At 60.9% G+C, this 20,118-nt stretch carries 18 protein-coding genes; 6 read left to right on the plus strand and 12 right to left on the minus strand.

The features are described from left to right. The 7 genes from tssH to tssB all read right to left on the minus strand — a co-directional run bounded on the left by tssH (position 1) and on the right by tssB (position 9,237). The gene (gene tssH, locus ACLH1U_RS09130; RefSeq protein ID WP_285202918.1) at positions 1-2,655 is read right to left on the minus strand and encodes a type VI secretion system ATPase TssH; all 2,655 of its coding nucleotides are present in this window, start codon (positions 2,653-2,655) and stop codon (positions 1-3) included. A gap of 265 nt (positions 2,656-2,920) precedes the next feature. Next, positions 2,921-3,412 carry a type VI secretion system effector Hcp gene (gene hcp / locus ACLH1U_RS09135; RefSeq protein ID WP_023289393.1) on the minus strand — a complete coding sequence of 164 codons (492 nt, stop codon included), beginning with the start codon at positions 3,410-3,412 and terminating at the stop codon, positions 2,921-2,923. Between the two features lie 4 nt (positions 3,413-3,416). Beyond that, the gene (locus ACLH1U_RS09140; protein WP_105491393.1) at positions 3,417-5,123 is read right to left on the minus strand and encodes an OmpA family protein; all 1,707 of its coding nucleotides are present in this window, start codon (positions 5,121-5,123) and stop codon (positions 3,417-3,419) included. Next, complete coding sequence (tssL, locus tag ACLH1U_RS09145) at positions 5,120-5,809, minus strand: type VI secretion system protein TssL, short form (RefSeq protein WP_044522517.1); 690 nt, start codon at positions 5,807-5,809, stop codon at positions 5,120-5,122. Before tssL ends, ACLH1U_RS09140 begins: the two co-directional genes overlap by 4 nt. Continuing rightward, complete coding sequence (gene tssK / locus ACLH1U_RS09150; RefSeq protein ID WP_072420330.1) at positions 5,806-7,149, minus strand: type VI secretion system baseplate subunit TssK; 1,344 nt, start codon at positions 7,147-7,149, stop codon at positions 5,806-5,808. Before tssK ends, tssL begins: the two co-directional genes overlap by 4 nt. 9 nt (positions 7,150-7,158) lie before the next feature. Further along, positions 7,159-8,703, minus strand: a complete 1,545-nt coding sequence (tssC, locus tag ACLH1U_RS09155; RefSeq protein WP_102004000.1) for a type VI secretion system contractile sheath large subunit — start codon at positions 8,701-8,703, stop codon at positions 7,159-7,161. Positions 8,704-8,745: 42 nt separating this feature from the next. Continuing rightward, positions 8,746-9,237 (minus strand): type VI secretion system contractile sheath small subunit, encoded by a 492-nt coding sequence (gene tssB / locus ACLH1U_RS09160; protein WP_023289388.1) that lies wholly within the window; start codon positions 9,235-9,237, stop codon positions 8,746-8,748. Between the two features lie 599 nt (positions 9,238-9,836). On the opposite strand from tssB, the gene ACLH1U_RS09165 reads away from it, so the two are divergent. After that, complete coding sequence (locus ACLH1U_RS09165; protein ID WP_023289387.1) at positions 9,837-10,403, plus strand: DJ-1/PfpI family protein; 567 nt, start codon at positions 9,837-9,839, stop codon at positions 10,401-10,403. Between the two features lie 142 nt (positions 10,404-10,545). Here the strand turns inward: ACLH1U_RS09165 and ACLH1U_RS09170 are convergent, their stop codons facing one another. Continuing rightward, entirely contained in the window at positions 10,546-11,307 is a 762-nt protein-coding gene (locus tag ACLH1U_RS09170; RefSeq protein ID WP_065806140.1) for an SDR family NAD(P)-dependent oxidoreductase, read from the minus strand. 108 nt (positions 11,308-11,415) lie between these two features. Here ACLH1U_RS09170 and ACLH1U_RS09175 point away from each other — a divergent pair, with 108 nt between their 5' ends. Together ACLH1U_RS09175 and ACLH1U_RS09180 are read left to right on the plus strand one after the other, a co-directional pair. Next, complete coding sequence (locus ACLH1U_RS09175; RefSeq protein WP_065806141.1) at positions 11,416-12,330, plus strand: LysR family transcriptional regulator; 915 nt, start codon at positions 11,416-11,418, stop codon at positions 12,328-12,330. A 302-nt stretch (positions 12,331-12,632) separates the two neighbouring features. After that, positions 12,633-12,821 carry a hypothetical protein gene (locus tag ACLH1U_RS09180; RefSeq protein ID WP_023289384.1) on the plus strand — a complete coding sequence of 63 codons (189 nt, stop codon included), beginning with the start codon at positions 12,633-12,635 and terminating at the stop codon, positions 12,819-12,821. A 45-nt stretch (positions 12,822-12,866) separates the two neighbouring features. On the opposite strand, the gene ACLH1U_RS09185 is transcribed toward ACLH1U_RS09180, so the two are convergent. The 4 genes from ACLH1U_RS09185 to ACLH1U_RS09200 are packed head-to-tail and all read right to left on the minus strand — an operon-like array spanning position 12,867 to position 15,192. Continuing rightward, positions 12,867-13,334, minus strand: coding sequence for an ATP-binding protein (locus ACLH1U_RS09185; protein ID WP_071997528.1), 468 nt, complete (start codon positions 13,332-13,334; stop codon positions 12,867-12,869). Between the two features lie 19 nt (positions 13,335-13,353). After that, entirely contained in the window at positions 13,354-13,692 is a 339-nt protein-coding gene (locus ACLH1U_RS09190; protein WP_023289382.1) for an STAS domain-containing protein, read from the minus strand. Continuing rightward, the gene (locus ACLH1U_RS09195) at positions 13,682-14,896 is read right to left on the minus strand and encodes a PP2C family protein-serine/threonine phosphatase (RefSeq protein ID WP_048334817.1); all 1,215 of its coding nucleotides are present in this window, start codon (positions 14,894-14,896) and stop codon (positions 13,682-13,684) included. Before ACLH1U_RS09195 ends, ACLH1U_RS09190 begins: the two co-directional genes overlap by 11 nt. 8 nt (positions 14,897-14,904) lie before the next feature. Then, positions 14,905-15,192 carry a hypothetical protein gene (locus tag ACLH1U_RS09200; RefSeq protein WP_032452579.1) on the minus strand — a complete coding sequence of 96 codons (288 nt, stop codon included), beginning with the start codon at positions 15,190-15,192 and terminating at the stop codon, positions 14,905-14,907. A 77-nt stretch (positions 15,193-15,269) separates the two neighbouring features. Between ACLH1U_RS09200 and ACLH1U_RS09205 the strand changes: the two genes are divergently transcribed. The 3 genes from ACLH1U_RS09205 to ACLH1U_RS09215 are packed head-to-tail and all read left to right on the plus strand — an operon-like array spanning position 15,270 to position 20,099. Continuing rightward, positions 15,270-15,704, plus strand: coding sequence for a hypothetical protein (locus ACLH1U_RS09205; RefSeq protein WP_023289374.1), 435 nt, complete (start codon positions 15,270-15,272; stop codon positions 15,702-15,704). A gap of 2 nt (positions 15,705-15,706) precedes the next feature. Beyond that, a complete protein-coding gene (locus ACLH1U_RS09210) occupies positions 15,707-18,397 on the plus strand; it encodes a response regulator (protein WP_411299206.1) in 2,691 nt (896 codons plus the stop codon). Further along, positions 18,387-20,099 carry a glycosyl hydrolase 2 galactose-binding domain-containing protein gene (locus ACLH1U_RS09215; RefSeq protein ID WP_411299207.1) on the plus strand — a complete coding sequence of 571 codons (1,713 nt, stop codon included), beginning with the start codon at positions 18,387-18,389 and terminating at the stop codon, positions 20,097-20,099. The genes ACLH1U_RS09210 and ACLH1U_RS09215 overlap by 11 nt, the downstream gene beginning before the upstream one ends. Positions 20,100-20,118 lie beyond the last annotated feature (19 nt).

Genomic DNA, 20,118 nt, shown 5'->3' on the forward strand with positions numbered 1-20,118 from the left:
CTACTCATCGGCGATTGCCCCCTCGTCAAACGCCATCACGATGCCTTCTTCTTCGTGATACCCCAGCGTCACATGGTTGGGTTTATGCCCCGCCGCCATATGGCTCAATAGCTGCTGACTCAGCGCCGGCAGGATCTGCTGATTGAGCAGAATGTCGACGTTGCGGGCGCCGGTGTCCGGCAGCAGGCAGGCCTCGGTCAGCGCGTCGAACAGGCTCTCGCTGAGGGTGGTGGTCATCCCGTAATGGCAAGCCAGACGCTGACTCACCTGCCCGAGCTTCATGCCGACAATGGCGCGCAGCGCTGCCGCCGGCAGCGGACGGTAAATCACCGTCTGGAAGCGGGCCAGCAGCGCCGGCTGGAAGTGACCGCGCAGCACCGGGCGCAGCAGCTCGTGCAGGTCTGATTCGCTGGCTTCAGGCTGTTCATCCAGCAGCTGCATTAGCAGGTCACTGCCAAGGTTGGCGGTCATCAGGATCACGGTGTTGCGGAAGTCGATTTCACGCCCCTCGCCGTCGCGCATTACCCCCCGGTCGAAGACCTGGTAGAACAGGTTCATCACATCGCGATGGGCCTTTTCCACCTCATCGAGCAGCACCACGCTGTAGGGGCGTTTGCGCACCGCCTCGGTCAGGATCCCGCCCTGGCCGTAGCCGACGTAGCCCGGCGGAGAACCCTTCAGCTGGCTGACGGTGTGCGGTTCCTGGTACTCGGAGAGATTGATGGTGATCAGCGCTTTCTCGCCGCCGAACAGCGCATCGGCGAGGGCGAGCGCCGTTTCCGTTTTGCCGGTGCCGCTCGGCCCGACCAGCAGGAACACCCCCTGCGGACCGTTCTCCGGCGTCAGGCCGGTTTTCGCGGCGCGCAGGCGCCGGGCAATAGCGCTCAGGGCCGCCTCCTGGCCAACCACCCGTTTGCCGAGACTCTGTTCCAGGCTCAGCAGCTCCGTCTGCTCATCCTTCATTAGCGAGGAGAGCGGCACGCCGGTCCAGTCGGCAATCACCGTCGCCACGGTGCGGACGTCGACGTCCAGCCCGAGTAGCGGATTGCCGTGCTGGGCGGCACTAAGCGCGTTTTGCAGGTCGTTGATTTCCCCCTGGCGGGAGATATCGCGACGACATGCCCGCAGCGCCTCCGTCAGCTGCAGCTCCTGACCATATTGGGTTTCGAGGGTATCCAGCGCCAGGATAAGGCGGTTCTCCTCCTGCTCAATGAACGCCAGCCGTTCGCCGTGGGCGCTGTTGCCCAGCGCGATATCCTCCAGCAGCGCCTGCTTCTCCATCGCCAGCGCGGTGAGCTGCGCCTTCAGGCGGGTCAGCGGCTCTGGCACGGTATCAAGGCTCATGCGCAGGCGGGCGGAGGCGGTGTCGAGTAAATCCACCGCCTTGTCCGGCAGCTGGCGCCCGGTGAGATAGCGTCGTGACAGCGTCACGGCGGCACGCACCGCGTCATCCGTGATATGCACCCCGTGGTGGTGGGCATACCGGGGCTTCAGGCCGCGCAGCATCAGGCAGGCGGTGTCGTCGTCCGGCTCATCCACCTTGACCATCTGAAAGCGGCGCTCCAGCGCGGCATCGCGCTCAAAGTACTGCTTGTATTCACGCCAGGTGGTGGCGGCGATGGTCCGTAGTTCCCCCCGGGCCAGCGCCGGCTTCAACAGGTTGGCGGCATCCGCCCCGCCGGCCTGATTGCCCGCGCCGATAATCGTGTGCGCCTCGTCGATAAACAGCAGCACCGGCGTAGGCGACTGCTGCACCGCCTCAATGATATTTTTCAGCCGCTGCTCGAACTCGCCTTTGACCCCGGCGCCGGCCTGCAGCAATCCGAGGTCCAGGGTGCGCACCGACACCGGCTTCAGCGCGTCGGGGACGTTGCCTTCAGCAATGCGCAGCGCCAGGCCTTCCACCAGGGCGGTCTTGCCCACGCCCGGTTCACCGACGAGGATCGGGTTGTTTTTACGACGCCGGGAGAGAATATCCACCATCTGGCGGATTTCCGTATCACGTCCGAACACCGGGTCAATCTGCCCGTCTCTGGCTTTGGCAGTGACGTCGAGAGTAAATTTGTCGAGGGCGTTCTGCAGCGCCGGGTTGGGCCCATCCGCGTTCGGTACCCCGTCCGCAGGACGCCCCACAAACTCCACGTCCCCGCCATGACGCTGCGCCAGCGCCGCCTCCTGCTGCGCTTGCGGACGTTCGTCGGACTGGGTATCCAGCAGGGGGCGCAGGCGTTCCAGCTGGCTCTGGCCCAGGGTTAACAGCGGCCACAGGCCATCGCACTGGATCAGATTCTGTTTTGCTACCAGCGCCATCAACAGATGAACACTGCGGATCTGCGCTTCGCCGCTGAGCGAGGCAATCAGCCAGGCCTCCTGCATCAGCTTCAGGATAGCGCCAGATAGCTGAGGACGATGACGTACCGAGCGCGGCTGTTTATCCAGCCAGCTAAGCAGATCCTGCCATAGCGCATCCATATCCCATTCGTAGCGCCGCGCCAGCACCATCAGATCGCCTTCCCCCTGTTCCAGCAGCTTGAGCAGCCAGTGCTCGGGCAGGATCTCAGCGTGCGCCCGGGACTGGCACAGCGAGGCCGCCCCCTCCATCGCGCGGGCACAGCAGGGATTAAGACGGCGTAACAGGCTGGCTGGATTTTCCATGAGATCCTCTCTTTATTGGTTCCGGACACGCTACCGCCCGTCGCTGTTCCCCAACAGGAACCCATAGCGCACAGGGTCAGGCAGGCAGATTGTGTTTTTCTTTGCTGAGTACCCGCATCTCAGGCATTCAGCAAAAAACGGCGGACAGAGAAACGCTGTCCGCATCAGGCGATGGCCCTCCTTACTCCCCGGTCGCATAGATAACGATGCGACCGGGGTGAGCGAACGCCGCCAACGCGCCTCCGGCGCGAAGAATGACGGGCAATTACGCGGTAGCGCGTTCGTTCCAGCTATCGGAATGAATGATGTTGCCGTCTTTATAGGTCCAGATGATCTTCTCGTAGCGCAGCTCGATCTGTTCCAGATGGTTGTGCTTCTCGTACGCAGGGTCTTTGATGTCGTGCATCAGGGGATTCACTTTCACCACCTTGACGTTCTCAAGCGTGGTGTTGAAATACTCCACTTCCTGGCCAGCATCGTTGATCCGGTACCACTTGAACTCGGCGGATTTCAGGGTCTGACCGGTGGTCACCGCCTTGTACAGGTAGGGGCTGGAGGAGTCGATCTCCTTGGTGAACAGGAAAGGCGTATGGATCCGCGTGCCGGTCAGTTTGCCGGTGTTGTTATCGGTCGGGATGTAAAGGTTATGCTCCTGGGCCACCACTTCGATACTGCCTTCACGATCCTGAACGTCGACAGACCCTTTAATGTCCGCGCCGCCGTCGTCTTTCAGCCAAAGATAAACAGGAATTGCCATGGAATTACTCTCCATTGTGTAGTGAAGCGCCATCATCCTGGGATGACGCAGAGGGTTTGTCCGGTAACCGGCAGGCGTCGACCTGCGGCACCAGACTGATTTCGACACGTCGGTTCAGCGCCCGGCCTTCCGGCGTGTCGTTTGTTGCAATTGGGCGGCTTTCGCCATAGCCCTGAACGGCAAAGCAGCTGTCCGGCACGTCGCCGGTATCGCGCATCCAGTCGCGGACCGATTCCGCGCGTTTCAGCGACAATAGCTGGTTGGCTTTTTCCTCACCGACGCTGTCGGTGTGGCCGGCCACCACGATAAGCCACCCGGGCCTGGCCTTAATGTCCACCAGCAAGTGGACAAGCCGCTTTGTCGAACCGGGTTTCAGTACCCATTTCCCGGTATCGAACAGCGACATGCTGTCAAGGCGGATGACGTGCGGCGCGACGTGCTGCACCGGCCTGGGGGGCGGTGGTGGCGGCACGTAGCGGCGAATAGCCTCCAGCAACGGCAGGCGAATCCGCTCCCCGCGATATAAGCCAAGACTCAGGCGCAGCGGGACGCCGTTACGCGCCCAGCTATCCAGCAGCGCGGCATCTTCACGCAGCACCCTGACGGCGCTGGCTTTTGCCCCATAATCATCCATCGCGATCCGCTCATAACGGGCAATATCAGCGCCCACGCGCTGCAGCAGTTGTCGATTGTTCCAGCCACTGCTGAGCAGCGCGGCGACAGCCGCAAGAGTGAAAACAGCGAGCGCCGCGCGCCAGGCCCTGCCCCATGGCGTAAGCCCCCGTCCCGCCGGTAACTGCGACAGGATGAAATCCGGCAAGGATGACGCATCCGGGGTGTCGGTCTCGCCTGGCTGCCAGCCAGCTACCCGCGTCAGGCCGGTATGCCGGGATAACCACCTCGTCCATGCCGACGACGCCAGGCTCCCGGCATGGGTGGGTCCGATCCCCCAAAGTACGGCCGCTGGGGTCAAGGGTGGCAGGTCGGCATTCTCCTCCGTTAACACGGCAAGGACGTGCCGTTCGAACCAGCCCATCAGGCTGTTCATTAACACCTGCTGCTGCAGCGCCGCCGCGCCGCCGACGCTCAACCAGGTCGCCACAGAACAGGGGGCGCAGGAGGGCTGCCAGACTTTCACCGCCTCACCCGGGATCGCCGCCTGCCAGAGCAGACTGGGGCTCATCGCGCTGCCCACCTGCCCCTGCAGCGCCAGCGGTACGGCATACCTCGTCTGCTGCCGCAATTGGCTGAGTTGCCAGCGCAGGGCCAGCAGGGCGCTGGTCAGCGCGTCGCTTTGCGCGTGCCGCTGCGGGCAGACGCAGAGCAGCACCGACAGCTGAGGCCCCCACTCCGGTCGCTGGCTCAATATCTGGCGCGCGACCTGCGGCAGATCATCCGTCTTTTCCACTCGGATCCAGCAGCCCTGTTTGACGACCCGCACCGGGGACGGCTGCGGCCAGACACACGGCAGATCGCCGCAAACGAGGACTACCGGCTGGCGATAAGCGATCGTCGGAAGTTCGTGCAGGGTTGACGTGACCTGACGTTCGGCACCACGACGGGCAATACGCCAGATCGCGATAATCAGGGCCAGCGTGACCAGCAGAATGAGCCACGCCCCCCAGCGGGGAACCGGCAAAAATAGCAGGCACACCAGCGCGCTCAGCAAGCCTGCCCACAGCGCCAGCCCGCGCTGCTGGGCGGGGCTCATTTCACCTCCCCCGGCAGCAGGGTCAACAGCAGATGATCGAGCCAGTGGTTCAATCCCCACCACAGAGCCACGATCACCGCCACGCTCAGCCCTGCACGTACCGGCCAGGAGGCCAACCAGCCGCTTATCCCCAGTCCGGCGCGGCTCTCTATCAGCACCGGAGCGCCCTGCGGACAACGGAAAGGCGGGACATGTTCACTGAGCGCGTTGACCAGCTTCAGGCGCTCCGGGTCGTGGAGGGAGCGAAAGCTGCCAACAAAACCCAGCAGCATCACTCGCTGAAAACAGGTGACCACAGCCAGGTCGGGCGTCGGATCATGCAGAACCTCGCGCATCCGCTCGCACAGGGTGTCGCCGGCGTCCATGGTGCCGAGAAAATGCCCCTGCAGCGGAATGTCATACCACTGCAGGCAGGCATCATCCTCCACGCCGCGCCCTTTCACGACTTCATCGAGCAGCGCGCACTGGGCGGTGAGAATATGCTGACAGCTGACGTCATCAAGCCCGCTCGCCTTCAGCTCAGTTTGCACGCGCTCGACATCAGCAATACACCGCTGCCATAGCGTGTACCCCTCCTCATCGCGGAACTGCGGGCCATGGCGCAGGCTGATAACCTGCAGCCAGGTGTTTTGCAGCAGCGCATCGATATCAATGGACGCGGCGTTGCCGCGTTGACGTTCATTCACGTTCGTAGTACCGCAAAAAGTTCAAGTTCAGGCTCGCCAAGCATCCCCGGGACGTAGAACATACAGGTACCGCTCTGCAGCATTTCCGTCGCCAGAGGATGGGACACATCGAGGCTGAAATACTGGTTTTCCAGACGCAGCGGGATCGCCGCCGGCACATGACGCAAAGGCGTCAGGGGCACCCCTGTCCGCGAGGAGTTGACGATGGCTTTGACATGATCCGGACTGCCCACTTTGCACTGCCGCGGAAACTGTTCCTGCAGCTGAGCGACCGGTACCGACGAACGAACCGACAGATAGTAATCCGCCCCTTCCCGCAGCCGGGCATCGTGCAGACGCGCCTGCCAGAAGTGCAGCCGGGCATCATGCTCCAGGGCAATCGCTACCACCCGCGACGGCAGGCTCGCCTCCAGCAGGTCGCTGAGTAAATCAAACAGCGGCGGAAAAACCGCGTTCAGCTGGTCATGTTGATAGATCGGGACGGCATTCGCCTGATGGGTCAGCGAAAAGGTCAGCAGGCTGCCAGCCAGGCGCGCCAGCTCCGGATAGAGGCGTTCCGGCGGGCTTTGCCGGTAACGCAGAAAATAACCCAGCACCGGCTCAGCGCTGTTCAGCGCGTTCAGCAACCAGAACAGAGAGACATCGGCCACGGCAAAATCAGCCATCCGTTCATTGCTCTCGCGACGCATGGCCATCAGGCGCGTCAGACGAGCCCGGAGCTGAGTAAGCAGCAGTTCAAGCTGCGTCGCCAGCCAGCGGCTGCCCTGAATCTGCAGCAGCGGCGGGAGAAACGTCTCGTCGATGAGCCAGGCCCCCTGCGAATCCCGCAGCAGGCGTACCACCGGACAGGTCAGGTAATCGCTGTTATCCTGATGGGCGAAACGGAGGGACAGCTCCGGCTGCATGACGGCAATCTGCCGGGTATCATCCCCGAACTGGTTGCGGACATCGCGCCAGCGCTGCCGGAAGCGCACCGGCCTGTCGGCCACATCATCAGGCTTCAGGCAGTTGCCGCCATTGGCCTTCATCAGAGGCAGCGCCAGCATCACCACTCCCGTGCGGGATTCGCCCTCCAGCGACAAAGCCGGCGGCAGCGCATCGGCATTGTCCGTATCAATCATCGTGCCATCCTGGAACCGGACCTGCAGCCTGTGAGCCTGCAGGCGGCCCAGTTTGAGCATCTCTGGTTCGAAGGTCGCCTCAACCACTCCCCAGGGGTGGTTGAGGCCCATCCGGGCAATCGCTTCCGCAGCCCAGGCGGCATACGCAGCCTGCTGTTGAAAATGCTGGGGCGACACCATAATGCCCCGGCCCCATAACGGACGTTCGGTTTTCATCATCGTCCGACCCTACGCCTTCGCCTTCGGCATCTGGCTGACCAGCGACAGATTGACGTCCAGCCCCTCGACCTGGAAATGCGGCACGGCGTACAGCTTCACGCGGAAGAAGCCCGGGTTGTCCTCGATATCTTCCACCACCACGCTGGCATCGCGCAGCGGATGGGAGGCCTGCAGCTCGTCGCCCGGATCGGTCATTTCGGTGACCAGGCTCCGCACCCAGGTGTTCAGCTCCAGCTCCAGCAGACGCCGGTCCTTGGTGGTGCCGATATTTTCGCGCTGGATCATCTTCAGGTAGTGCGCGATGCGCGACAGCAGGAAGATATAAGGCAGACGCGCGTTGATGCGGCTGTTGGCGGTAGCGTCGGCGGTATCGTACAGCGCCGGTTTTTGCGCGGAGTTGGCCGAGAAGAAGCAGGCGTAATCGCGATTTTTGTAGTACGACAGTGGAATGAAGCCCAGGCTGGCGAACTCAAACTCCCGCGTTTCCGGGATCATCACCTCGGAAGGGATCTTCACCTGATTGCCGGTGCCCAGATCGTACAGATGGATGGGCAGATCTTTCACCGCGCCGCCGGCCTGCGGGCCGCGGATCTGCACGCACCAGCCGTTATTGACAAAGCTCTTCACCATATTGGAGGCGAAAGAGAACGCCGCGCTGGTCCAGAGATACTTTTCGTGGTCCGGCCCCTTCACCTGCTCGACATAGTTGAAGCTGCGCACCGGCACGGTGTCCGGACCATACGGCAGACGACCCAGCACGCGCGGCATGACCAGGCCGATGTAGCGGGCGTCGTCGGTTTCCCGAAACGCTTTCCAGCGAATATATTCCGCACGTTCGAAGTAGTTACCGATATCTTTGATGGCGGCGACCTCTTCCATGGTCTCTTTCAGGAAGAAAGCCGGGCCGACAGCGCCGATAAACGGCATGTGGGCGGCTGCGGAAACCCGGGAGATATTGCGCAACAGCGCCACGTCCTGCGCGCTGGCGTCGAACTCATAGGCCGAGATCAGCGAGCCGATCGGCTCGCCGCCGGGGGTGTCGTACTCCGCGGTGTAGGTGTGCCAGTAAAGGCCGCTCTGAATCAGCTCCGGCGCATCCTCAAAGTCCTGACGCAGATCGTCCTTTGAGACGTCGAGGATCTCCGTTTTCACGTTCTGGCGGTAGTCGGTGTTGTCCACCAGCTGTTTGAGGCCGCGCCACAGGGATTCGACCTGCTGAAACTCCGGATGGTGCATCACTGCGTCCAGCTGGCGGCTTATCTGGAAATCCAGTTCAGCGATATGGTGGTCAATCAGCGTTTTATCGAGCTTTTCCACCCGCTGGCCGGACTGGCGGATGCGCTCCATAAACACCTGCATCGCCGCGGTCAGACGCTCCGCCGCCGGCGCCTCGGAGAGCGCGGCATCGTCCAGAAAGTCGTTGATATCCCCGAGGCGAGAGGCCGGGGCGAGATTGATTTTTTCAAACAGCGACGCGTAAACGCCCTCGCTCGCCGTGTTTTCCTGCAGCGCGGTTTGCCCCTGAGCAGGGCTGTTTTCTGTGGTAACAGACATTAGCATTTTCCCGGTTATTCCATTAACAGACTTGCCCCGCCATTATTTCGGAGCAAGCGCACTCATTTCGTCGCGTAATTCCTGTGACAGCGCCGGATCTTTCAGAATTGCCTCAAGCTCTTTTCTGAAAGTGGCGTTATCAAGCAGATTGGATTTGAGATCGCGTAATAAATTACGCATCGCCAGCATGGCGCGGAGTTGCGGAATTTGCCGGGCAATCTGCTCCGGTTCAAAATCGTTGATATCGGTAAAACGCAGCCTGACGTTCTCCTCTTCGCCATTGCCAGCCAGCGTATTCGGTACCGAGAGATTCACCTCCGGGCTAAATTCCGAAAGTACGCTGTTAAAGTTATTTTTATTGACGTTAATTTTTTCTCTTTCCGATAATGGCCGGTTTTCTTTACCGTGACTAAAATCGCCAATGGTAAGTAGCTTTAATGGCAGCTCAACCTTTTTTTGCACGCCGCCGGTGTGGAGAGATAATTTGAGATTAATGCGAGCCTTAGGCACTTCATTCTGGAACGTATCAGCCATAGCAGTTCCTTTCCTCAGGGAATAATTATTGAAGAGTTGACGGTAAAAACCTGAGGATAATAAAACAGAAATAGATTATCGATCAACTTAACAAGAAGATTTATTGAATATACTCACAAGGTGAATGATTTCATTTTCTCTTAGCGCCAAAATAAATATTTAATAAATAAATACAAAACCTAAAACAATCATAAAAATAAATTACACCCCAAAGAGAAATATAAGAATAAACATAGCGATAACAGCACCTGGAATTAAATCATCCCCTCGCAACGCAATTTATCGTCACCCGCTCGGCAAAACATTCAAGAGCAACCTTTTTCTCAGCAACTGGTTTGCGCTAACCGGCCAGCGAACGTAGCGAGGAATGACCGCGGACCCAGCGATATGTTCCTCCGCAGACAGTCGTCAGTGGCTGAAGAGCCTATTTTCTGGGCGACTGACCACAGCGCGATGGCGAAAAAAGTTGTCGTTACCAAAAAAATATGAACCCGGTTACAAGATGCGCACGCCACCGTCATCGGCATCCTGAGGAGGTCGCATTCTGCGGATCGCCAGGCTATATCTATGACACCTTTCTCCCACAACGAGTAAAAATAATGAGCAAGAAGATCCTGATGCTGGTCGGCGATTACGCCGAAGATTACGAAACGATGGTCCCTTTTCAGGCACTGCAGATGATTGGCCACCAGGTCGATGCCGTCTGCCCGGATAAAGCCGCCGGCGACTATGTGATGACGGCGATCCATGATTTTGACGGAGCCCAGACCTACAGCGAAAAGCCGGGGCACCGCTTCACTCTGAACGCCGATTTTGCCGCGGTGAAGGCTGAGGATTACGACGCGCTACTGATCCCCGGCGGCCGCGCGCCAGAGTATCTGCGTCTGAACGAACAGGTCATTAAACTGGTCCAGGCGTTCGACGCCGCGCGTAAACCTATCGCCGCCGTCTGCCACGGGCCACAGCTGCTGGCCGCCGCCGGGATTCTGCAGGGGCGGACCTGCAGCGCCTATCCGGCCTGCGCCCCGGAGGTGCGCCTGAGCGGCGGGCATTATGCCGATATCGGTATCGATCAGGCGCATGTTGACGGCAATCTGGTCACCGCCCCCGCCTGGCCGGCGCACCCGCAGTGGCTGGCGAAATTCGCCGCCCTGCTGGCGGAGTAACGCATTTTCTCTGACTAAGTGAACGACTATCGCCGCGCTGGCGCTCTCTTTGTTACCGGCCCGGCGGTTTTCGAACGGCCGTTTCCGCTGCCGCCAAACCTGATTCAGCTCAGCGAAACGCTGGCCGGCTTGTCTCCTCGCCTCAGATGCGCATTCCCCCGGAAACTTCAATGCGCTGGGCATTAACCCAGCGATGATCATCGGATAACAGCGAGGCGATCATCGGCCCGATATCCTCTGGCACCCCCGGTCGGCCAAGCGCCGTCATGTTCGCCACCGCCTGAGCGACCTGCGGGTTATCCCGCACCACCCCGCCGCTGAAATCCGTGGCGATGGCGCCCGGCGCCACGCAGTTCACCGTGATCCCGCGGCCGCCCAGCTCAAACGCCATATAACGGGTCAGGGTTTCCACCGCAGACTTCATGACTGCATAGGGCGCCCGATTCGCCATCACGATACGGGTCAGTCCGGACGAGATATTCACAATTCGCCCGCCATCGGCCAGCAGCGGCAATAATTTTTGGCTGAGGAAAAAAACACCCTTCACATGGATGCGATAAAGCGCATCGAGCTCCGCTTCGGTAGCGTTCAGAAACCCCATGCCGCTGGCATTGCCGGCATTATTGACCAGGTAATGAAACCGATCGGCCCCCAGCTCCGCCAGCGCCGCCTGAAAGGTGCTGACAAACCCGTCAAAGGTGTCGGTTTCGCCGGCGCTGAAGGGCAGCGCGATCGCCCGCGAGCCCTGGTCTTCAACCCACGCGACCACATCGGTCGCCTCGGCGAAATGCGCGTTGTAGGTCAATACCACATTCACGCCGCGCTGAGCCAGCGCTTCAACGGTCGCGCGGCCCAGGCCACGGCTGCCGCCTGTCACCAGGGCGATTTTTGCGCTATTGTTCATGTTTTCCCCTTTTATCTCTGCTGAAAACATGAGCGATTATAGGCCTCTGAATGCCGACGATAAGACCGCATGGTGCGACAGGATTGTTTTGCCAGCTGGAACAATGTCATGGATAAACTGGATACCCTGACCCTGTTCGTGCGTATCGTCGAACGGGGTTCGTTCAGCGCTGCCGCCGCGGATCTGGGTTTTTCCCGGCCGGTGGCGACCGCGGCCATTAAGGCGCTGGAGGCCAGCCTTGGGGCGCGCCTGCTGCAGCGCACCACCCGGCACGTGCAGCCGACGGCGGAGGGGTCGCTGTATTATCAGCGCTGCGTCTCCATCCTGGCGGCCCTGGAGGAGGCCAACCGCAGCGCCGGAGGGAGCATCTCCGGCACCCTTCGGGTGGACGTGGCGGGCAATCTGGCGCGAACCCTGCTGCTGCCCGCGCTACCGCAGTTTCTCGCCCGCTATCCGGCCATTACCTTGCAGGTAGGCGAAAGCGAGCGCGACGTCGATCTGGTCCGCGAAGGGGTAGATTGCGTCATTCGCGGCGGCCATCTTCCCGATAGCGAGATGATTTGCCGGCCGCTCGCCATGCTGCAGGAGATCACCTGCGCCAGCCCGGCCTACCTCGCCCGGTACGGTACCCCGCATACGATTGACGAGCTGGCGGGACACGTGACGATCGGTTTTGTTTCATCGCGCACGCACCGTACCTTGCCGCTCAGTTTTACCCTGGATGGCCGCCAGACCGAGGTCAGTTTGCCCTGTCGGCTGCTGACTTCCGATGCCGACGTCGGCGCCGAAGCGGCCAGGCTGGGCTTTGGCCTGTATCAGGCACCCTTGTCCCGCCTTGAGGCCGATCTGGCATCCGGTGGGTTAACGGAGGTGCTGGCTGATTTTCGCCCTGCGCCGCTGCCGCTCTCCCTGCTCTATCCCAGCAGCCGGCAGCTCTCTGCCCGGGTACAGGTATTTATCGACTGGGTGACGGCGCTGATGAAGGCGCCCCTGGCGCAGCAGGCATCCGGAAGGCTAAAATAACGTTTGCTATTATTTGCGGCTCGTGCGTTAATCATTAAGTCGATTTACCAGACGAAAAATTATTATCGAAGCACGTGTTCTCATCTCCAGGCGTTATCCCTGATACCACCTTCCTTTGAGCAGTCCCGTTAGTATTTTGCTTTTTCTGTAAACAGGCCCTGTCAGATCCCTGTTGGCTCGTTAAAAAAGCCCTCCGTCTGACCCAATACCCGGCTTACCACTAACAAAAATCAGCCGCGTTAATTTCCCTGAAAACGACCATTGTCTTTTCAACAGAACATTACCCATACAAGGTTTACATTATGATTGAACATATCCATTTTAGATGCCCATGCTGCCATGGCTCCCAGTACAGAACGTCCCAGTTTGACGTGACGGAAAAAAATCCCTTTGGTGCGAAATGCATTTTCTGCAAATCGGCCATGATGACCTTAGATACTATTCGCCCTTATCACCTGGGCGCGCTGTCCACCGCTCAGGCACAGCCATAAGACGATGAAGCTGGTGAACGCGGGCGGGAAAATCCCCCCGGTGATTCACCTGGGGGCAACATCTGGTCCTTCACCTGACGCACCGTCGGTGGAATGGCGAAGGCCGGCATCCGGCAACGCTTTTATCAGGGTCGTCACATTCTCCCCGGCGCGGCTTTCCACATTAAAATAGTCCACCGCGCGCAGAATGAGCCGCAAACCTCGGCCGCTTTCCGCTAACGGATCGACATCGAAGCGCTCATCGCTACGCGCCAGCGTCAGGCGCTCGGCCGGAAAGCCCTCTCCTGCATCAATAAAGCGCAGCGTCACCCGGTCCTCCGCCGCGATAAATTCGACACGAAAAACGCGTTGCCGATCCTCATGCAGCGCATAGCGAATGATATTGGTGGCCGTCTCACAGGCGGCAAGATCGAGCGCGAAGCGCCACTCCTCCCCGACGGGCAGCGGCGCCAATTGTTGAGTCAGCCACGCCGCCAGCGGTGAAAGCGAGCTGAGTTGGGCAGGAAACAGCATGACGTTATTCACGGGCGCATCACGGATTGAACTGCGCAAGGGCTGAAGTGCGATCCTCGCAAATACGAAAAATACGATCCATCCTGGTCAGGGTAAACATATTGCGGATGCCGGGGTTCAGCGCGCACAGTGTCATTTCTCCTTTACCATTCATCATTTTCATCAGCGAAACCAGCGTTCCCAAACCGCTGCTGTCGATAAAATCGATTTTACTGAAATCAACAATCAGATCGGTGCGATCTTCGCCTATCTCTTGGGCGATTGCCGCTTTAAAGGCTACCGCGACGGACGCATCCAGCCGACGCACCGCCGGCGTCAGGATCGTCACCGAGGCCTGCCGTTCGGTTTCAATTTTCATCACTGTCCCCTGTTCGTTCAATAATCAAGAGTGAAACATCATCGGCCATCGCCTGAGTCTCCTGCCCGTCGCCACTGCGCCAGCGGATCAGGTGCCGGGCAAACCCCGGCAGCAGCGCGGGCAGCGGCTGCGTCACGCTGTCCTGCAGCCATGCTTGTAAACGCGCCTCGCCAAACTGTTCACCGCTCCGGTTTTCACATTCGGTGATGCCGTCGCTGAACAGGCACAGCCGCTCTCCCGGCGCCAGTGAGAAACTGACATCTGCCCACGAGAGATGGTCTATCAACCCCACCGGCGCCCCGCCGCTGCCGACCGGACGGACAGCTGCGTCCGGGCTCACGATAAAAGGCGTGGGATGCCCGGCCTGACAGAGTTTGCCCGCGCCGGTCTTCAGGTCAATGACGCCATAGATCAGGGTGAAATAGCTGACAATCTCTGTTTCGTCACTGCAAAAACGACCATTAAGGATCGCCACCACCTCGGCAGGCGACGCCGGCTGGTTGTCTGCCGTAAAAAGAAAGCGCTCAACGGCCCTGCCATGCAGAAACTGGCGGGCGACGGCGAGCGACATCATCGCCGCCCCCACACCGTGCCCGGAGACATCCACGCAGTAAAATCCGAGCCGATCGCCCAACGGGAAGACGTTAAAAATATCTCCCGACACCCAGGCCGAGGGCAGGAAAATCCAGTCGGAGAAAAATCCCTGATGACGCAGCTGATGAGCCGGGAGAACCGACTGCTGAATGCGCGCCGCCAGCTCCAGATCCTGTTCAATCTGTCGCAGCGCTTCGCTCAGCCGCGCATTGCGCGCGGCGAGGTCAGCCTCAAGGGAGAGGATCCGCGACCCGGCGTGCAGCCGCGCCCGCAGTTCGCTCTGCTCTACCGGTTTGCTGAGAAAATCATCGGCCCCGGCCTCAAACCCCTGCGTTAAATCGCCAGGGTCTTCGCGGGCGGTAAGCAATATCAGATAAACGTAGTGACCAAACTGGCGACGGCGAACTTCCCGGCACAGCGTCAGGCCATTCATCTCTGGCATCTCCCAGTCGCTTATCACCAGGCTGACGGGCTGGTTTTCGAGGATCGCCAGCGCGGCGACGCCGTTTTCCGCCTCACTGACGATATAGCCCCACTGCGTCAACATCCGGCTTAGCAGCCGACGATAAACCAGCGAATCTTCAACAATCAGGACGTGCTGTGCCGACATCGCGCCTCCTAAATCGGCAAGAACCAGATAAGGCTGATCGTGCCTTCACGAAACTTGCCGCTGTACGCTATCAGTTTAGTCAGTAGCGGGTTGGCTTGCTCATCAGCAATGGGGTTGTCAACCAGGCTATACTCCAACCTGACGGCAACGCCAATCGACTTTAGCGACAAACCTGTGATAAATGGCTGGTCAACAAAAGTATCGTGTGGCTGATGCTGGATAAAGATGGGTGAGCGGCGGCCCGCTTTACCGCAGAATAGCAACGAGGAAATCCTGTAAGGGGAAAACTCATGCATGGCCAGCGCGTGTCGCCTGTGGATCCTAACCCGCCCCGCCGCTGCCTGCCGGGCGAACGGGTCATGAGGAGCGCACCATGAAGTTTTATCGCGATCTCTTTGAAGCCAGCCTGAATCGCGTCGTACCGGAGCACGACAAACAGCGCTTCTTCGAGGCCTTCTACACTACTTTTATCCATATGTCTGCGGAAACCGAGCAGCACTTCTCACAACGCTCCGGCGAAGAGGGCCAGCAGATGATCTTTAAAAGCTTTTTCGCCATGCTGGCGGTCAACGGCGACCTCTTTGTACCCGATTTCCTGGAACGGCTGGCGCGGGCGCAGAGCGAGGAAGGCCTGCGTCTGCCGCCGCGTTTTTTTGCCCTCTGGCGGGAAGCGATGCTCAAAACCGTCCGCGCCAGCGATCCGCTGTGCGATGAGGAGATCCTCACCGCATGGGCAATGGCAATCGCCCCTGGGCTTGAGTATCTGCGCCGCCAGGCTGAGCTGCACTATCAAACCGCTGGCCAGTAATCATGCATGCCGCTAACCGTACCGACCTCAACCTCCTGCCCTCGGCGGTGATGATCTACGATGAGCGTGAACGACTGCAGGCCTGGAATGATAAGGTGGCGCTGTTTTATCCAACGATCGCGCCCTGGCTCGCCGTCGGCGCTTCTCTTGAGAGCCTGGCGGAGAAGTTTATCGATGCCGGATATAACATCGACCCAGGCCGGCAACAGACGCTGCGCGAGGCGATAATCCGCAACTGCCGCCAGACGAACCACTGCGAGGTCCGTCAGTCGGGCAACCGCCGGATTTACGTTCAGCATCAGCGGCTGGCGGATGGCGGGATTGTCAGCCTGCATACCGACATCACCGAGCTTGACGAGGCCCGACGCTCGCGTCACCAGCTTCACGACGACTTTTTATTCACCGCGGAGTCGATCCAGATCGGCATCTGGGACTGGCAGGTCTCCGGCGACAGCCTGCAGGTCAATGACACTCTGCTGGCGATGGTCGGCCAGTCACGGGCGCAGTGGCGCTTTCCACTGCGTTTTATGCTCAATCTGGTCCACGAGGACGATCGCGCCACCCTGCAACAGGCGATGATCGCCTCGCAAAACGAGCATATGCCGGTTTTTGAATGTGAGCTTCGCGTCCAGCACCCCACGCAGGGCTGGCGCTGGATGCTGCTCTCGGGGCAGATCGTCACCCTCAATATGCAGCAGCAGGCAGAGCGGGTGATCGGCACCTTGCAGGATATTACCCGGCGCAAAGTCGCAGAGCTGCTGGCCATTGAGGCGGCGAAGGAAGCCCGCGAGGCGAACGAAGCGAAAAGCGCCTTCCTCGCCAATATGAGCCACGAAATCCGCACCCCGATGAACGGCATTCTCGGCATGACGCAGCTCTGCCTCGACACGCCGCTGACCGCGGAGCAGCGGGAGTACCTTTCGCTGGTGATGAGCTCAGCCCAGTCGCTGCTGCACATTATTAACGACATTCTTGATTTCTCACGCATTGAGTCGGGCAAGATGCAGGTGGACGAAGAGCCGCTGGAGATCCGCCCCTTTGTTCAGTCGCTGATCCGCCCGCATATGCCTGCCGCCAGCGAAAAGGGCATTGAGCTGCTGGTGGATATCTCCCCAGCGGTGCCCGAGGTGCTGATCGTCGATGGCCCCCGGTTGCGGCAAATCCTGACCAACCTGTTGGGTAATGCGCTGAAGTTCACGCATCAGGGGGAGGTTCTGCTGGCGATAGCGCCGGCCGGCGACGAAAACCGCTGGCGCTTTCGCATTCGCGATACCGGCATCGGCATCGCCGCGGAGAAGCAAAAGGCGATCTTCGAGGCTTTCAGCCAGGCCGATAGCTCCACCACCCGCCGCTACGGCGGCACCGGTCTGGGGTTAACCATTTCGGCCCGCCTGGTCAGCCTGATGGGCGGCGAGCTGACGGTGGAGAGCCAGCCCGGGGCGGGCAGCGAATTTGCCTTCACCCTGCCGCTGGCAGCGCTTCACGCCGCCGCCGACAGCGCCCCGCTGGGCCATTTTAACCACCAGCGGGTGCTGGTGGTTGACGACAACAGCACCAACCTGCGCCTGCTCGACGCCATGCTTCGCCAGATGGGGCTGATGCCAAGCTGCGTGGACAACGCCGGCGAGGCGCTACGCCGGGCCGCCGAAGGGCCGCCCTGGCCGCTGATCCTGCTGGACGCGCAGATGCCGGATATGGACGGCGTATCCCTGGCGCTGGAGCTTTCCGCCCTGCCCGAGGCCCGGCAAAGCCAGATTATTATGCTCAGCTCCATGAGCCGCCATTTTGACGCCAATATGCTCAAGCGCATCGGCATTGCTCACTATCTGCATAAACCGGTGGCGCAGCGCGAACTGCATCAGGTTATCGCCGGCATTCTGGTTCCCACGCCGGTGGTGGCGACAGCGCCAGCCCCCGTTGCGGAACCGGTCGGGGAGCAGGCCGGGCTGCATATCCTGCTGGCCGAGGACAATCTGGTTAATCAGAAGGTCGCCAGACGGCTGCTGGAACAGCTTGGCCACCGCTGCGAGGTGGTGAACAACGGCCGGGAGGCGCTGGAGCGCTGGCGCGCCGACTGCTGGGATCTCCTGCTGATCGATCTGCAAATGCCGGAGATGGACGGTGAAACCGCCATCCGCCTGCTGCGCGAAGAGACGCAGGTGCTCGGCCGGGAGCACCAGCCCGCGATGGCTATGACCGCCCACGCGATGCAGGGCGATAGAGAGCGCTGTCTGGCGATGGGCTTCGACGGCTATATCGCCAAACCGGCGAGCCAGGAGGCGCTACGGGAGGCCATCGCCCGCGTCGGCGCAGCGGAAGATAGCGGTCCGGAGGAAGAGGAAGGCCTGCCGGACGAGGCCCGCCTGCTGAAACAGTGCGCCGACGATCCTGAGCTGGTCGAGGAGCTGCTGGGGCTCTTCGCTGCTGGGCTTGACGCTGCCGCCGCCGCCCTTACCCACGCCATTAACGCTAATGACCGGGAGACGTGGCGTCGCGCCGCCCACAAACTGCGCGGCGAGGCGGCCACCCTTGGCTTTCAGCGCCTTTCCGGGGTGCTCCAGCAACTGGAGACCCAGGCAGCCTCGCCCGACCAGAGCGTGCCGGGCGACCTGCAAGACACGCTGGCCGAGGCGATCGCGGGCTGCCACCTGTGGCTGCGGCGCAGAATGCAGGAGGCTCCCCGTGATCGCTAGACGTCTTCTGCTGCTGGTGGTTTGCCTGCCGCTGGCGCACGCCGGCTCAGCGCCGGTGACCTGGTCACTGGCCGGACAATGGCGGGTGCATGACGCCAACGACAGCGCCTTCGACGGCGCGCAGGCTTCGGACGGCGACTGGCGCACGCTGCGGGTACCGGCAAACTGGTACAGCGCCGGATACGATCATCAGGGCGCCCTGTGGTATCGCCATCAGTTTACCCTGCATGGCCTGACGCCGGACGTCATGGCCACCCTGGTGTTTGACGGCGTCGATTACTTTGCCGAGGTGGCGCTCAACGGCAAGACGCTGGCCCGGCACGAAGGGTATTTTCAGCGCTTCCCGGTGGACATCAGCGGGGTCGTTCGCCGCCATAATCAGCTCGCCGTGCGGGTCGACAGCCCCTATGAAGACCCGCAAACGATCTGGCCGCTGCACAAAACGCTGATGAAAGGGATCCTGAACCAGCACGATACCCGCCCGGGCGGCGCCTGGTCGGTTCAGGGGCAGGATGCCAATTCCGGGGGGATCTGGGCGCCGGTGAAGCTCCATCTGAGCCGCGGCGTCACCCTCGACGAGGTGATCCTGCGCCCGGACTGGCGACAGGGGCTGGAGCACCCCATTCTGCGTGCCGAAATCCGCTATCGCGCCGTGACCACCGGCCCCGTCACGCTGCGCCTGACGGCCACCCCGGACAATTTTTCCGGCCCGCGTTTTCAACAGGCCTTCGCGGTCACCCTGGAGAACACCGCAGGCGTCCTGCGCGTCTCGCTGCCCATGCCCTCGGCAAAGCTCTGGTGGCCCGTGGGTGCTGGCAAACCTAACCTCTACCGGGTGCGCGCCACCCTCGCGGATAACCGGGGGATCATGGATACCGCCGTCACCCGCACCGGATTACGTAAGGTGGAAGCGCTGGCGGACAATCAGGGCTGGCGCATCAATGACAAACGGCTGTTCATCAAGGGCAGCAACTATATTGGCTCGCCGTGGCTGAGCACCATGACGCGGAAAAAATATCGCCGGGATTTCAGGCTAGTCACGGCCATGAACGCCAACGCCATCCGCGTTCATGGCCACGTGGCGGGCCGCGCGCTGTATGAGGTGGCCGATGAGATGGGGCTGATGATCTGGCAGGATATCCCGCTGCAGTGGGGTTATGATGACAGCGTCGCCTTTGCCGATAACGCGGTGCGCCAGACCCGGGCGATGATGGACCAGTTCGGCAATTCGCCGGCGATTATTGTCTGGGGCGGTCACAACGAGCCGCCGTGGAACTCGCCGTGGATGGAGAAACGCTTCCCCGACTGGCGTAAAACCTTAAACCAGACCCTGACGCAGCGGGTGGGCGATGCGCTGGCGGAAGATACCTCCCGCATCGTACAATCCATCGAGCCGGTGACCGCCAGATGGCGTCAGGGTAGCCCGGCGATGGTGCGCCTGTGGGCGATTAACGATACCTGGACGGCCTGCGAGGATTGTCGCCTGACCTGGCGGGTCAGGCAAAATGGCCAGATGCTCGCTCAGGGGGAAACCACGCTGACCCTGCCGCCGGACGCCGGCCAGATGATCAGGGAGCTGACCGTCACCCCCGCCGGCCCGCAGCCCGTGACGCTCGACTACCGCATCGCCAACCGTCGCGGCACACGCGTGGGCGCTAACCAGCATACCGAACCCGTCGCCGCGGCGCAGGCAGCTAAATGAAGCAGGCTTCACGCTGAGC

The sequence above is a fragment of the Klebsiella sp. 1SOBk5mer genome (assembly GCF_046603115.1).
Taxonomy (GTDB): Bacteria; Pseudomonadota; Gammaproteobacteria; order Enterobacterales; family Enterobacteriaceae; genus Klebsiella; species Klebsiella quasipneumoniae.